The sequence below is a fragment of the Actinospongiicola halichondriae genome (assembly GCF_049103745.1).
Classification (GTDB): Bacteria; Actinomycetota; Acidimicrobiia; order Acidimicrobiales; family Salinilacustritrichaceae; genus Salinilacustrithrix; species Salinilacustrithrix halichondriae.
On record NZ_CP171622.1, the window covers coordinates 3,632,619 to 3,644,949 of the forward strand.

Consider the following 12,331-nt stretch of genomic DNA (forward strand, 5'->3'; position numbering starts at 1 on the left):
TTCGGAGCGAACGCTCCGCGTTCGCCCACTTCACGAGCTCAGCAGGCTGGCCAGCGCCCAGATCGCGCCGATGGCACCGACGACGGCGAATGCGATGCTCCGGCCGACGGGGGCAGCGTCGAGGTCGCCCTCGCGCACCTGCTCCGGTGGACGGACGACGGCCATGATCGAGCCGACGGTCATCGCTCCACCGATGGCGAGCACGAGGTAGGCGAGGAGATCCTCTCCGAGAAACACGACACGAGCGTACCGATCACGGCTCCAGGTCGGCATCGCTCACGTCGGCGGAGATCTCGTCGTAGACCGTGGTCTCCACGATGTCGCCGTGATCGATCCGGATGCTGGCCATCGCCCCCGTCGCCGGGTCGAAGCACAGCTCGGCCGACTCGCCGTACCCGCTGCGGGGATCGTTCCTCGTCCGTTCCATCCGCCAGCAGCCCTCGTCCTCGCCGAAGTCGACCAGGTACAGCGGGTCGTCGCCGGCGACGAGCGCCTCGAAGGTCGCGACCTCGTCGAGAACCACCTGAGCGAAGTCGGGGCCGGGTTGCCCGAGGGTGCAGGCCATCGGGCTGGCGTCGAGGGGCGCAGGGCAGGCGAGCACGCGGTCGTCGCGACGACCGCTCACCTCGTCGAAGCCGCGGACGAGCCGGTCCGGGGGTCGCTGCACGATCTCGGTCGGCGCGGCGAGTCTGGTCCCGTCGCCGGCGACGCGTTCGAAGGTCCCCGTCGATCGATGGGTCGCGGTGCGCGAGGTGCGCCACGCATCGACGAGTGCCGCGGTCGGATCGGGCGGCGACGGATGGTGCCGCTCGGTCGAGACCACCGCCACGACGAGCAACGCGACGAACGCTGCCGTGACCCCCGCAGCGGTGCGAGCGAGACGGTCCACGGGGCAAGTGTGGAACAATCCGCGTATGGGATTCCATCACCTCGCGTTCGCCGCCAAGGACATGGCCGCCACCCATGCGTTCTACGCCGACGTGCTCGGCTTCGAACTCGTGAAGGCCATCGCCGCCCCCACCGACAAGCCCGGCGGCTGGGCCAAGCACGTCTTCTACCGGACCGGCGACGGTGAGGGCGATGCGGGGATGATCGCGTTCTGGGAGATCCACGACGACCGGATGTCCGGCAACGACACCGCGATCTCCACCGGGCTGGGCTTCGAGCCGTGGGTCAACCATCTCGCGTTCGCCGCCAGCGACCTCGACGACATCGACTTCCGCAAGCGCCAGTGGCTCGGTGCGGGGATCGACGTGATGGAGATCGACCACGGGTTCTGCGTGAGCATCTACACCATGGACCCCAACGGGATCCTGGTCGAGTTCTGCACCGACACCGCTCCCTACACCCAGGCCGACCGCGACGCCGCGCTGGCGATCCTGCGCGACGAGGCTCCCGAGCTGGAGGAGCCGCCGATGCCCACGTTCCACTCGGCCGCCGAGTTCGCCGCCGCGCCGGCCTGAGCCCGCGTTGCCCGCGACCGACGGCGCCACCGAACCGACCGTCATCGGCTGGCGGGAGTGGGTCCGACTGCCCGACCTGGCACCCGACGACGCCATCAAGGCCAAGATCGACACCGGCGCCCGCACGTCGGCGATCCATGCGTGGGACATCGCCCACTTCCAACGCGATGGCGAGGCCTGGGTGCGGTTCTCGCTCCATCCCCGTCAGCGGGACGACGAGCACGTCGTGACCGCCGAGGCGCGCCTGGTCGAGCAGCGCGAGGTGCGGTCGTCGAACGGTGAGGTCGAGAACCGCTGTGTGGTCTCGACGACCCTCGTGCTCGGCGACGAGCAGTGGCCGATCGAGTTGACGCTCACGAAACGCGACCAGATGGGCTTCCGGATGCTGCTGGGCAGGACGGCGATGGCCGGACGCCTCCGGGTCGACCCCGGGGTGTCCTACCGGGGCGGCGGCAACCGGCACGGGCCTGCGCGTTAGGTTCCCGACCGATGCGCATCGCCCTGCTCTCCCGGAATTCCAACCTGTACTCCACGACGCGCCTGAAGGAAGCCGCCGAGGAACGAGGCCACGAGGTGCGGGTCATCGACTACCTGCGCTGCGTCATGGACATCACGTCGCACCGGCCCAACATCCGCTACGCCGGCTCGCCGCTCGAGGGCTTCGACGCCATCATCCCCCGCATCGGCGCGACCCACACGTTCTACGGCACCGCCGTCGTCCGCCAGTTCGAGATGATGAACGTGTTCCCCACCAACGAGAGCCAGGGCATCTCCCGTTCGCGCGACAAGCTCCGATCGCTCCAGCTGCTGTCCCGCAACGGCATCGGCCTGCCGGTCACGGGCTTCGCCCACTCGACCAAGGACATCGACGGCCTGATCGAGTTGGTGGGTGGCGCGCCGCTCATCGTGAAGCTGATCGAGGGGACCCAGGGCGTGGGCGTCGTGCTCGCCGAGACGAAGAAGGCGGCCGAGTCGGTCATCGCCGCGTTCCGTCAGCTCGACGCCAACATCCTCGTGCAGGAGTTCATCAAGGAGGCCGGGGGCGCCGACATCCGTGCGTTCGTGATCGGCGGACGGGTCGTCGCGTCGATGCGTCGCCAGGGTGCTCCGGGCGAGTTCCGGTCGAACCTGCACCAGGGCGGCACCGCCGACAAGATCAAGCTGACACCCGAGGAGCGGTCGACTGCGGTCCGGGCTGCGAAGACCATGGGCCTCAACGTCTGCGGCGTCGACATGCTGCGGTCGAACCACGGTCCCGTCGTGATGGAGGTCAACTCGTCACCGGGGCTCGAGGGCATCGAGGAGACCACCGGCGTCGACGTCGGCGCCAAGGTCATCGAGTTCATCGAGAAGAACGCCCGGCCCGGCCGGACCAAGACCACCGCCCGGGGCTGACCAGACCTCGGGCCTGACGGGCTCCCCGGTCAGGTCGCGTGCGGCTCACCCATCAGGCGCTCGGCCAGGAGCATCGGCAGGACCTCGGTCGCCGGCACCGGCGAGCCGAAGAGGTTCCCCTGCCCCAACCGGCATCCGAGCCGGCGCAGGGCGGCGAGCTCGTCAGGGTGTTCGATCCCCTCGGCGACGGCGGACGCGCCCAGCGTCGCGGCGAGGTCGACGATGCTGCGCGCGACCACGCTCTCGTGCTCGCGTAGGAGTGACACGAAGCTGCGGTCGATCTTGAGTTGGTCGACGGGCAGGGTCTGCAGCGTGCGCAGTGACGACTGCCCGGTGCCGAAGTCGTCGAGGGCGACGCCGATGCCGAGCGCGGCGAGCGAGCGGAGCCGGTCCTGTGCCATCTGCTCCCCCACGGTGAGCACGTCCTCGGTGATCTCCAGGTGGAGCAGCGTCGGTTCGGCCGAGTGGCGAGCGAGCGCGTCGCGCACGACGTCCTCGAAGTCGTCGTGGAGGAACTGTCGGGCCGAGACGTTGACCGAAAGGCCGAACCCGCCGACGCCGAGGTCGTGCCAGGACGCCAGATCGCGGAGGGCGACGTCGAGCACCTGTGCTCCCAGCGGCACGATCAGGCCGGTCTCCTCGGCGATGTCGAGGAAGTCACCAGGACCGAGCGGCCCGCGGGTCGGGTGCGACCAACGGACGAAGGCCTCGACGGCGACGATCCGTTCGGTGACGAGATCGATGATCGGCTGGTAGTGGACCTCGAGCTCTCGCTCACGGATGGCCGTGTCGAGATCGGCAGAGAGCCGCAGGCGGTCATGGACCACGTCGTGCATCGCTGACTCGTACTGCACGACCTGCTGCACACCAGCCTTGGCCCGGTACATGGCCATGTCGGCACGACGCAGGAGGTCGTCGGAGGAGGCCACCTCGCCCGCACACGTCGCGATGCCGGCGGAGGCGGCGATGCGGACGACCGTGTCGGTCCCGATCGTCATCGGCGCAGCGACGGCGTCGACGACGCGCTGCACCAGTTCGACGAGCGCTCGGTCGTCGGGGATGTCCTCGAGCAGGACCGCGAACTCGTCGCCACCGAGGCGGGCCGCGGTGTCGCCACCGCGCAGGCAGCCGGTGATCCGCTCCGCGACACTCCGCAGGGCCTGGTCGCCGGCGGCATGGCCGAAGTTGTCGTTGAGGGCCTTGAATCCGTCGAGGTCGAGATAGACGACCGCGGGCGCGTTGTCGGTCGGGTCGCGGCGGACGCGCATGGCTCGGTCGAGACGATCGCGGAACAGCGCCCGGTTCGCGAGTCCGGTCAACCCGTCGTGGAACGCCTGGTGACGGAGTTGCTGTTCGAGTTCGACCCGGCTCGAGATGTCGCGGACGGTCACGACGATGCCGCGTACGTCGCTGCTGTCGAGGAGGTTGGCACCGGTCATCTCGCCGTCGATCTCGGTCCCGTCCCCGCGGACGAAGCGGAGGGCAGCCGATGCCGCGTTGCGGGCGTCGAGGGACTGGACGTTGGCGAGGAACGTCGACACGTCGTCGGCCTGCTCCGGGACCACGAGGTCCCGCAGCGCCACGCCGACGACGTCCACCGACCATCGGCCGAGCACGGAGGTCACCGACGGGGCGGCGTACCGGATGGTGCCGGCGGCGTCGACGATGAAGATGGCATCGGAGGAGAACTGCACCAGCGTCTCGAAACGGGCCGACTCCCGTCGTTCGGTGATCTCGGCGTCGAGCGCGACCTGCCTGGCTGCCGCACCCGAGATCGCCGCCAACTCGCCGATGGCGGCCACCGCGTCCTCGGAGATCCACTGCGGCGATGCGACGACGAGCACGAGGCCGGAGTCGACACCGCACGTGAGCGCGACCGCTTCGCCCCGCGCCAGCTCGAGCGAACGCGGGCGCAGATCCGAGAGGTCGACGGCAGCGAGGATCCGGTGCAGGTCCGTCAACGCGCTCCCGGACAGCCCCACCGGATCGTGTGCGGGGACGACCGGGACCAACGCGCACCACGACAACGAGAACTCGGACCACGACTCGAGTTCGGCGCGGACCCTGGCCTCGATCGCCGGAACCGACCGGGCAGCGAGGATGTCATCGGCGACGGCGGTGGCGCTACGGCGAGGGCCGACGGATCGGGCGCGGACCCGGGTGACAACGACCGCGAGGGCTCCGAGGATCGAGGTGGCGGCCGTCGCGGCCGGCGGCATGCCGGCGAGGGCGCTGATCGCGGCGACGAGACAGGCGAGCACGGCGACCCATCGCCCCATGGAGTCGAACACGTGGACGGGAGCGCCGTCCTCCCCCGCGCGCGCGTCACGGTTGCTGGCAAGCTCACCCACCATGAGCCTGCGAGTCGAATCCGATGGACCCACCACAGTTGTGACGATAACACGACTCTCCGTGCGGAACGCCGTCGACTTTGCCACGGCGAGTGAGCTTTTTGCCGCGTTTCGTGCAATCGACGAGGACGACGACTGCCGAGTTGCCATCCTGACCGGCGAGGGCGGGACATTCTGCGCGGGCGCCGACCTGGGGGCCGTGGCCACCAGCAACGGCAACCGCGTCGACGTCATGGCGCCGGAAGCCACCGGCGAGCACGTGGTCGGACCGATGGGTCCGACGCGGATGCAGCTGTCGAAGCCGGTGATCGCCGCCGTCGAGGGCTACGCCGTCGCCGGCGGTCTCGAGCTCGCCCTGTGGTGCGACCTGCGGGTGGCGGCTCGCGACGCCACCTTCGGCGTGTTCTGCCGTCGATGGGGCGTTCCCCTGGTCGACGGGGGCACCGTGCGCCTGCCGAGGATCGTCGGTCAGGGCCGGGCGATGGACATGATCCTCACCGGTCGGCCCGTCGGCGCACCCGAAGCGCTCGACTGGGGTCTGGTCAACCGGATCAGCGAGCCCGGTGCAGCACTCGACGACGCCCTCGTCCTCGCCGAACAGATCGCGGCATTCCCCCAGGTCTGCGCCCGGTCGGACCGGCGATCGTCACTCGAGCAGTGGGCGTTGCCCGAACACGAGGCGCTCGCTCGGGAGACCGTGCTCGGCCTCGAGACCATCGCCTCCGGTGAGACGCTCGAAGGTGCGGCCCGGTTCGCCTCCGGCGAGGGTCGTCACGGGAGCTTCTGACCTCAGCCGCCGTTGGTCGACCAGTGCCAGGGCTCGCTCGGGAGGTTGAACAGCCCGTAGCTCGAGGCATTGGCGGCCAGCCACTGGAACCCGGAGCTCGATCGTGACGTGATCGTGCTCCCGTTCTGGGTGAAGTCGATGGCTCGACCCTGCTCGTGCAGCGATCGTCCGGGCACCGCGGTGGGAGGGCTGCAGCTGCTCGCCGGCCGGATCCAGATGTCGTAGTAGGTCGGACCGCAGTTGGCCCGACGCAGTTCGATCTGTCGTTCGGTGCTGCGGTATCCCCAGCCCGACAGGGCGATGCCGTCGGCCTTGGCCGCCGTGAGCAGCGCGTCGACGTCGTCGGCGATGTCGGCATGGACCGTGATGCCCTGCACCGTCCGCAGCGGCGGCGTGTTCCCCGACGGCGGTGGTGGCGGCGTGGTGGTCGGAGGCGAGGTGGTCGTCGGCGAGCCGGGCGGGGTCGTGGTCGTGGTTCCCGGCGTCTGGGCCGGTGGCGTCGAGCTGGTGGCCACGATCGGGTCGGGTTCGGGCGGCGGTGGGATCCGCTCGATGAGCGCCGCCTGCTCGGCGGCGATCTTGTCGGCCAACTCGGCATCGAGGTCGGCGAGGACCGCCGCCTCGGCCAGTCGGGAGTCGATGCGGTCCTGGAGGTCGGCGGCGAAGGAGCGCTGCCGTGCCTGTTCGTCGCGCAGCGAGACCAACGCCTCCTCGGCAGCGGCGACCGCGGCCTCGGCCTCCTCGGCAGCGACGGCGACCTCGGCGGCGCGCCGTTCGGCTTCTGCCTCTGCGGTCGACAGCAGGTCGAGGAGACGCCCGTCGCGCTTGGCGCGGGCGTCGAGATACGCCTTCTGGAGGATCGCGTCGGAGAGCGACGCCGCGCTCAGGCTCTCGACCAGATCGACGCTCGGCGGATGGATGAACGAGGCGACCGCCATCTCGCGGATGGCGTCCTCGAGGATCGCGACGTCTCGCCGGGCTGTGCGCAGGTCGGCCTCGGCCTCACGAACGGCGGCAGCGGCAGCGGCCGATGCGGCTTCGGCCTCGGCCACCAGGCCCTCCTGGGTGGCGAGTTGCGCGTCGATGCCGTCGAGCACCGCGCCGATCTCCGCGTCCGTGGCGCTCAGCACGTCGATCTCGTCGGCGACCTCACTCCGGCGCTCCTGCACCTCGCCCCGCTCGGCTTCGGTGTCGGACTGCGCGCCCGCGGCGACCGGGACCCACGAGGCCAGGCCGACGACGGCGATGGCGGCGATGGTTCGGGGGGTCAGCATGGTGGGCGCGGAACTCCAACAGTCGGGTCGCCGCCCACGACGTCGTCACCGTACCGCAACACTGCCACCATGGGTAGGGGAATCGACCGTTTGCGTGGCTGACTTGAGTCAGGACCGCCGGGTGATGTCACGATGGCCCGGTGACGAGCGCCGACCACAGCGACGCCGCGTGGGCCGACGCCAGGATCCGGACGTTCCACGGTCGACACGGTCGGGTGACTCCACGGATCCAGGGCATCCTCGCCGACCTCGGCCCCCGCCACGGCCTCGACACCCGCCAGGACCGGTCACGGCCGCTGGTGCTCGAGGTGGGTTCGGGCGACGGTGGCGCTGCGCTGGCGTTCTGCGCCGCGTTCCCCGACGTCGACCTCGTCGCCATCGACGTGCACACCCCCGGTGTCGTGCGACTGCTCGAGGCCTGTGCCGCCGGCGAGGCCCCGAACCTGTTCGTCGAGCGCGGTGACGGTCTCGACCTGCTCGACCACCGCATCGAGTCCGACGCTCTCGCGGGGATCCACCTGTTCTTCCCCGACCCCTGGCCCAAGGCGCGGCATCACAAGCGGCGTTTCGTCCGGCCCGATGTCCTCGACCTCGTGGCCGACCGCCTCGAACCCGGCGCTCCGTTCCTGCTCGCGACCGACGTCGCCGACTACGTCGAGTGGACGATCGAACACCTCGACGCGCACCCGTCGTTCGCCGGCGGCGTGGCCGACCGACCGACGTGGCGCCCGGTCACCCGCTATGAACGAGCCGGCCTCGACGCTGGACGCCACAGCGTCGACCTCCACTATCGAGCGCTCTGACGACCGCTTCTGGGCTGCGATTCCCCTCACCGGCGCGCGGATCCGCAACCCAGAATCGAGTTGGGCACGGCACGGCACCTCCCTCGATTCAGACCTGCGCCTCGATTCAGAGCTGCGCGCCTCGATTCAGAGCTGGGCCATGTTGTCGAAGCGGGTGAGGTGGTTGCGGAAGGCCAGGTTGACCTTGCCGACAGGGCCGTTGCGGTGCTTGGCGATGATGACCTCGGCCATGCCCCGGTCGGGCGAGTCGGTGTTGTACACCTCGTCGCGGTAGAGGAACATCACGACGTCGGCGTCCTGCTCGATCGACCCCGACTCACGCAGATCGGCCAGCATCGGCCGCTTGTCGGTGCGTGATTCGAGGGTTCGAGACAGCTGCGACAGGGCGACGACGGGGCATTCGAGCTCACGGGCGAGGATCTTGAGGCCACGAGACATTTCCGACACCTCGACCTGGCGGGACTCGGCCCGACTGCGGCCCTGCATGAGCTGCATGTAGTCGATGACCACCATGCCGAGATCGCCGAGCTGCGACTTGAGCCGCCGCGCCTTGGCCCGGATCTCCATGACCGTGGTGTTCGGGTTGTCGTCGAGGTACAGGCGAGCGTCGGCCAGCCGGCTCACCGCGAGGGCGATGCGGTCCCACTCGGCGTCCTGGAGGCGACCGTCGCGGACCTTGGTCGAGTCGATCTGGGCCTCGGCGCACAGCAGACGCTGGGTCAGCTCGATGTTGCCCATCTCCAGGCTGAAGAAGACGACGGGGCGCCGTGACTGGAACGCGGCGTTGGCGGTCAGGTTGAGGGCGAACGACGTCTTGCCCATGGCGGGGCGAGCGCCGATGACGTTGAGCGTCGACGGCTGGAGGCCCGACAGGATCCGGTCGAGGTCGACGAAGCCCGTCGGCAGACCGGTGATGGCGTCACCCCGCTCGACGAGCGCCTCGAGGCGGTCGAGCGTGTCGGACAGCAGGCCTTCGATCGGCACCAGCGTGTCGGTCACCCGACGCTGGCCGAGGTCGTAGACGAGGGATTCGGCCTGGTCGACGGCCTTGTCGACGTCGTCGGGCAGGTCGTAGCCGATCTCGGAGATCTCGCCGCCGATCCCGATCAACCGGCGCAGCAGGGCGTGGTCGGCGATGATCTTGGCGTATCGGGTGGCGTTGTTGACGGCCGGGGCCGTGGTGACGATGTCGGCGAGCAGCGACCGGCCGCCGATCGACTCGAGGACCCCGGCTCGGCCGAGTTCGTCGGCCACGGTCACCGGGTCGGCGGGCTCGCCGGCCGAGTCGAGGCTGAGGATCGCGTCGAAGACGTGGGCGTGGGCCGGCTTGTAGAAGTCGTCCGGACGCAGCATCGGCGCGGTGGCCGAGATGGCCTCCTTCGACAGCATCATGGCGCCGAGCAGGTTCTGCTCCGCGATCAGGTCGCTCGGAGGAACCCGCCCGCCGCCCCCGGAGGGGCGGTTCGGGCGCGTTGCATCAGAGTCGAAGGCAGGACTGGACATCGAGCGGGCCTCTAGGGATGGACTGGCGTGAACAGGAGTTGTGGATGTTCACCCTCGCGCCACCAGCCTGTGGGGCGCTAGGGGCGCAGTCTGGGGATACGCCTGTGGAAACTGTGGAGAACTGTGGGCAATTTGTCGTATTTCAACATCCGTTGGCGGCGAACCGATGACGGGACGGTGAATTCCGTCACAAAGTGACGGCTGGACCCACGATTCGCTACTCGTCGCCTTCGGCGATGACCTCGATGGTGATCGGGAACTGCACCTCGTGATGGACCTTGGCCATCACGTAGTGGGTGCCCGCGGCCTTGATCGGCTCGTCGATGGTGATGATCTTGCGATCGAGCTCGATGTCGGTCTGCGCCTTGACGGCGTTCACGATGTCGGACTCGGACACGGCACCGAAGAGTGCACCGCCGTCGTGGCCCTTGGCCGTGACGGTGATGGTCTTGGGCACGATCGCCGTGGCGATCTCCTGCGCGGCCTCGACGGCCTTGGTGTCGCGGGATTCCGCGGCCTGGCGCATGTGGGAGGCCTGGGCCTCGGCCGACGGGGTCGCACGCATCGCCAGACCCTTGGGGATCAGGTGGTTGCGGGCATGCCCGTCACTGACGTCGACGAGGTCGCCGCGCTTGCCGACCTGGTCGACATCGCTTCGGAGGATGACCTTCATGCGTCCACCTCTTCGGTCGTGGATTCGGTGACGTCGGACTGCGTGTCGTCACCAGACTCCACGGCATCCGTCGTCTCGTCGATCTCGTCCACCGGAGCGTCGTCGCGGTCGTCGCGACGATCGTCGTCGCGGCCACGACGGTCACCGTCACGGCCACGGCCGCCACCACGCTGCTGCGTGACGCGGTTGGTGTACGGGAGCAGCGCCATCTCGCGGGCGTTCTTGATCGCCATGGCGACCTCGGACTGCTGCTGGGTGCTGTTGCCGGTCACGCGACGGGCACGGATCTTGGCCCGGTCGGACTGGAAACGACGGAGGAGGTTGACGTCCTTGTAGTCGACGTAGGTGACCTTCTCCTGGGTCAGGATGCTGATCCGCTTCTTGGAGCGGCGAGCATTGTCCTTGTTCTTGTTCTGGCGGGGGCGGGCGGCCATCAGAAGGGCTCCTCGGCGTCGTCGTAGGCAGGGGGTTCGTTGCGGGCCGGAGGTGCGCCGGCGTTGCCGCCACCGCCACCAGCGGGTCCGTCGCGGCGGATCTTGGAGACCTGGGCGGTCGCCCAGCGGAGTGAGGGTGCGACCTCGTCGGCCACGATCTCGACCTTGGAGCGCTTCTCGCCCTCCTGGGTCTCCCACGAGCGCTGCTCGAGCTTGCCGTAGACGATCACGCGATCGCCCTTGGAGAGCGACTCGGCGACGTTGTCGGCCAGGTCGCGCCAGCAGGTGACATCGAAGAACGAGGTGTCCTCGACCTGCTCGCCGTTGCGGTCCTTGTAGCGGTTGTTCCACGCGATGCCGAAGCTCGCGAGGGCGGTGCCGCTGTTGAGGTACCGGAGTTCGGGGTCACGGGTGACGTTGCCGATCACCGTGACGGTGTTGTCGAATGCCATGGGTCTCTCCTCTACTCAGCCGCGGCCGAACCGATGAGCCCGCGCTTGGCGGCCTCGTGGTCCGGGAGGCGGATGACCTTGTGGCGGACGATCTCGTCCGCGAGTCGCAGCGTGCGCTCGACCTCGTCGAGCGCTCCGGGATCAGCCAGGACCTCGAAGACCACGTAGGAGCCCTCGGTCTTGTGGTTGATCTCGTAGGCGAACGTGCGGCGGCCCCAGAAGTCGGTGGAACCGACCGTGCCGACCTCGTTCAGACGCCCTTCGATCTGCGTGACCTGAGCGGTGGCGGCGGACTCGTCGAGTTCGCCGTCGATGATGACCATGAGTTCATAGGCGCGCATGCCTATCAACACCTTCCTTCGGATCCGGCGGGTGCCGGAGCCCCTGGACGGGGCAGGACGGATAGAAGTCGGTCAGCGTATCGGTGCAGTCCTGGCGGATTCACATCGAGCGCAATGGTGGGGCCGATGGGCATGGACACCAGTGTGCTCAGGGGGTCTGACAAGAACTCCCGGGACGGACCTCGATCGTCGAACCTTCGCCCAGTTCCGGGCGCTCGCCCTGGAACACCTCGATGGCATAGCGGTACGGGCCGGCGGCGGGGAATCGGGTACAGGCGTTGGCGTCGGGCTCGGTGCACGGGGTCATGTCGGTCCCCGAAACGAACGACCCGTCGGCGGCCCACCACGAGATCGACAGCGGCGTGACCGTGTCGACCATCACGAAGTTGGACTGCACGTCCTCGTCGAAGGAGAACAGCATCCCGTCGTGACCCTCGAGGTCGGTGACCCCCTTGAGACCCTGGGTGCGCTCGGCCGGTTCGTCGGCGTGGAGGAGGCACAGCTCGACCACGTCGCCCGTCGAGGTCACCAGGTCGACGACGATCGTGCCGAAGTCGGCGGCCAGGCCACTGACCCCACCCGCACCCTCGAGCACCGGGTCGGCCGGCGAGTCGGCGCTCTGGACGACACAGGCCGCGAACCCGGCGGCGAACACGCCGCCCACGATCCAGCGGAACCACCGCATGGCCCGCACGTCGTCGACGGCGGGCAACCACGAGGGCGCCCAGGTCGGACGGTCGAGCAGCGGATCGGACACGGCCATGCAGTCTGACAGCCACCGCCGACGACCACGCTCCTCACCCTTGGGATACCGTGATGTCGTCCGTCACTCGGCGTCGGGACCGCCCTTCCGCC

Annotated in this window: 14 protein-coding genes and 1 pseudogene; 5 read left to right on the plus strand and 10 right to left on the minus strand. The window is 69.2% G+C overall.

All coding sequences use genetic code 11. From position 1 onward, the window contains the following. Positions 1 to 30: 30 nt before the first annotated feature. Both AB8619_RS18040 and AB8619_RS18045 read right to left on the minus strand, forming a co-directional pair. The gene (locus AB8619_RS18040; protein ID WP_436794011.1) at positions 31 to 237 is read right to left on the minus strand and encodes a hypothetical protein; all 207 of its coding nucleotides are present in this window, start codon (positions 235 to 237) and stop codon (positions 31 to 33) included. 16 nt (positions 238 to 253) lie between these two features. Continuing rightward, the gene (locus AB8619_RS18045; protein ID WP_436794012.1) at positions 254 to 889 is read right to left on the minus strand and encodes a hypothetical protein; all 636 of its coding nucleotides are present in this window, start codon (positions 887 to 889) and stop codon (positions 254 to 256) included. Between the two features lie 25 nt (positions 890 to 914). Between AB8619_RS18045 and AB8619_RS18050 the strand changes: the two genes are divergently transcribed. The 3 genes from AB8619_RS18050 to rimK are packed head-to-tail and all read left to right on the plus strand — an operon-like array spanning position 915 to position 2,858. Then, positions 915 to 1,463: a VOC family protein gene (locus AB8619_RS18050; RefSeq protein WP_436794013.1), complete on the plus strand. Its 549-nt coding sequence runs from the start codon at positions 915 to 917 to the stop codon at positions 1,461 to 1,463. Between the two features lie 7 nt (positions 1,464 to 1,470). Beyond that, positions 1,471 to 1,941 (plus strand): ATP-dependent zinc protease family protein, encoded by a 471-nt coding sequence (locus tag AB8619_RS18055; RefSeq protein WP_436794014.1) that lies wholly within the window; start codon positions 1,471 to 1,473, stop codon positions 1,939 to 1,941. Between the two features lie 11 nt (positions 1,942 to 1,952). Continuing rightward, entirely contained in the window at positions 1,953 to 2,858 is a 906-nt protein-coding gene (gene rimK / locus AB8619_RS18060; RefSeq protein WP_436794015.1) for a 30S ribosomal protein S6--L-glutamate ligase, read from the plus strand. Positions 2,859 to 2,887: 29 nt separating this feature from the next. Here the strand turns inward: rimK and AB8619_RS18065 are convergent, their stop codons facing one another. Next, entirely contained in the window at positions 2,888 to 5,212 is a 2,325-nt protein-coding gene (locus AB8619_RS18065) for a putative bifunctional diguanylate cyclase/phosphodiesterase (protein ID WP_436794016.1), read from the minus strand. Here AB8619_RS18065 and AB8619_RS18070 point away from each other — a divergent pair. After that, complete coding sequence (locus AB8619_RS18070) at positions 5,211 to 5,996, plus strand: crotonase/enoyl-CoA hydratase family protein (protein ID WP_436794017.1); 786 nt, start codon at positions 5,211 to 5,213, stop codon at positions 5,994 to 5,996. The genes AB8619_RS18065 and AB8619_RS18070 overlap by 2 nt on opposite strands. Positions 5,997 to 5,998: 2 nt before the next feature. On the opposite strand, the gene AB8619_RS18075 is transcribed toward AB8619_RS18070, so the two are convergent. Further along, entirely contained in the window at positions 5,999 to 7,270 is a 1,272-nt protein-coding gene (locus AB8619_RS18075; RefSeq protein ID WP_436794018.1) for a D-alanyl-D-alanine carboxypeptidase family protein, read from the minus strand. A 140-nt stretch (positions 7,271 to 7,410) separates the two neighbouring features. Here AB8619_RS18075 and AB8619_RS18080 point away from each other — a divergent pair, with 140 nt between their 5' ends. Next, on the plus strand, positions 7,411 to 8,073 hold the full coding sequence (locus AB8619_RS18080) for a tRNA (guanine(46)-N(7))-methyltransferase TrmB (RefSeq protein WP_436794019.1): 663 nt from the start codon (positions 7,411 to 7,413) through the stop codon (positions 8,071 to 8,073). Between the two features lie 126 nt (positions 8,074 to 8,199). On the opposite strand, the gene dnaB is transcribed toward AB8619_RS18080, so the two are convergent. The 6 genes and pseudogenes from dnaB to AB8619_RS18110 all read right to left on the minus strand — a co-directional run bounded on the left by dnaB (position 8,200) and on the right by AB8619_RS18110 (position 12,233). Then, positions 8,200 to 9,576, minus strand: coding sequence for a replicative DNA helicase (gene dnaB, locus AB8619_RS18085; protein ID WP_436794020.1), 1,377 nt, complete (start codon positions 9,574 to 9,576; stop codon positions 8,200 to 8,202). Positions 9,577 to 9,793: 217 nt separating this feature from the next. Beyond that, positions 9,794 to 10,249 carry a 50S ribosomal protein L9 gene (gene rplI, locus AB8619_RS18090; protein WP_436794021.1) on the minus strand — a complete coding sequence of 152 codons (456 nt, stop codon included), beginning with the start codon at positions 10,247 to 10,249 and terminating at the stop codon, positions 9,794 to 9,796. 176 nt (positions 10,250 to 10,425) lie between these two features. Beyond that, a pseudogene (rpsR, locus tag AB8619_RS18095) lies at positions 10,426 to 10,683 on the minus strand (30S ribosomal protein S18); the annotation flags it as partial. Beyond that, the gene (ssb, locus tag AB8619_RS18100) at positions 10,683 to 11,135 is read right to left on the minus strand and encodes a single-stranded DNA-binding protein (protein WP_436794022.1); all 453 of its coding nucleotides are present in this window, start codon (positions 11,133 to 11,135) and stop codon (positions 10,683 to 10,685) included. The pseudogene rpsR and the gene ssb, both read right to left, overlap by 1 nt. 11 nt (positions 11,136 to 11,146) lie before the next feature. Then, complete coding sequence (gene rpsF, locus AB8619_RS18105) at positions 11,147 to 11,476, minus strand: 30S ribosomal protein S6 (protein WP_436794023.1); 330 nt, start codon at positions 11,474 to 11,476, stop codon at positions 11,147 to 11,149. Between the two features lie 148 nt (positions 11,477 to 11,624). Then, entirely contained in the window at positions 11,625 to 12,233 is a 609-nt protein-coding gene (locus tag AB8619_RS18110; protein ID WP_436794024.1) for a DUF192 domain-containing protein, read from the minus strand. Positions 12,234 to 12,331: the final 98 nt, after the last annotated feature.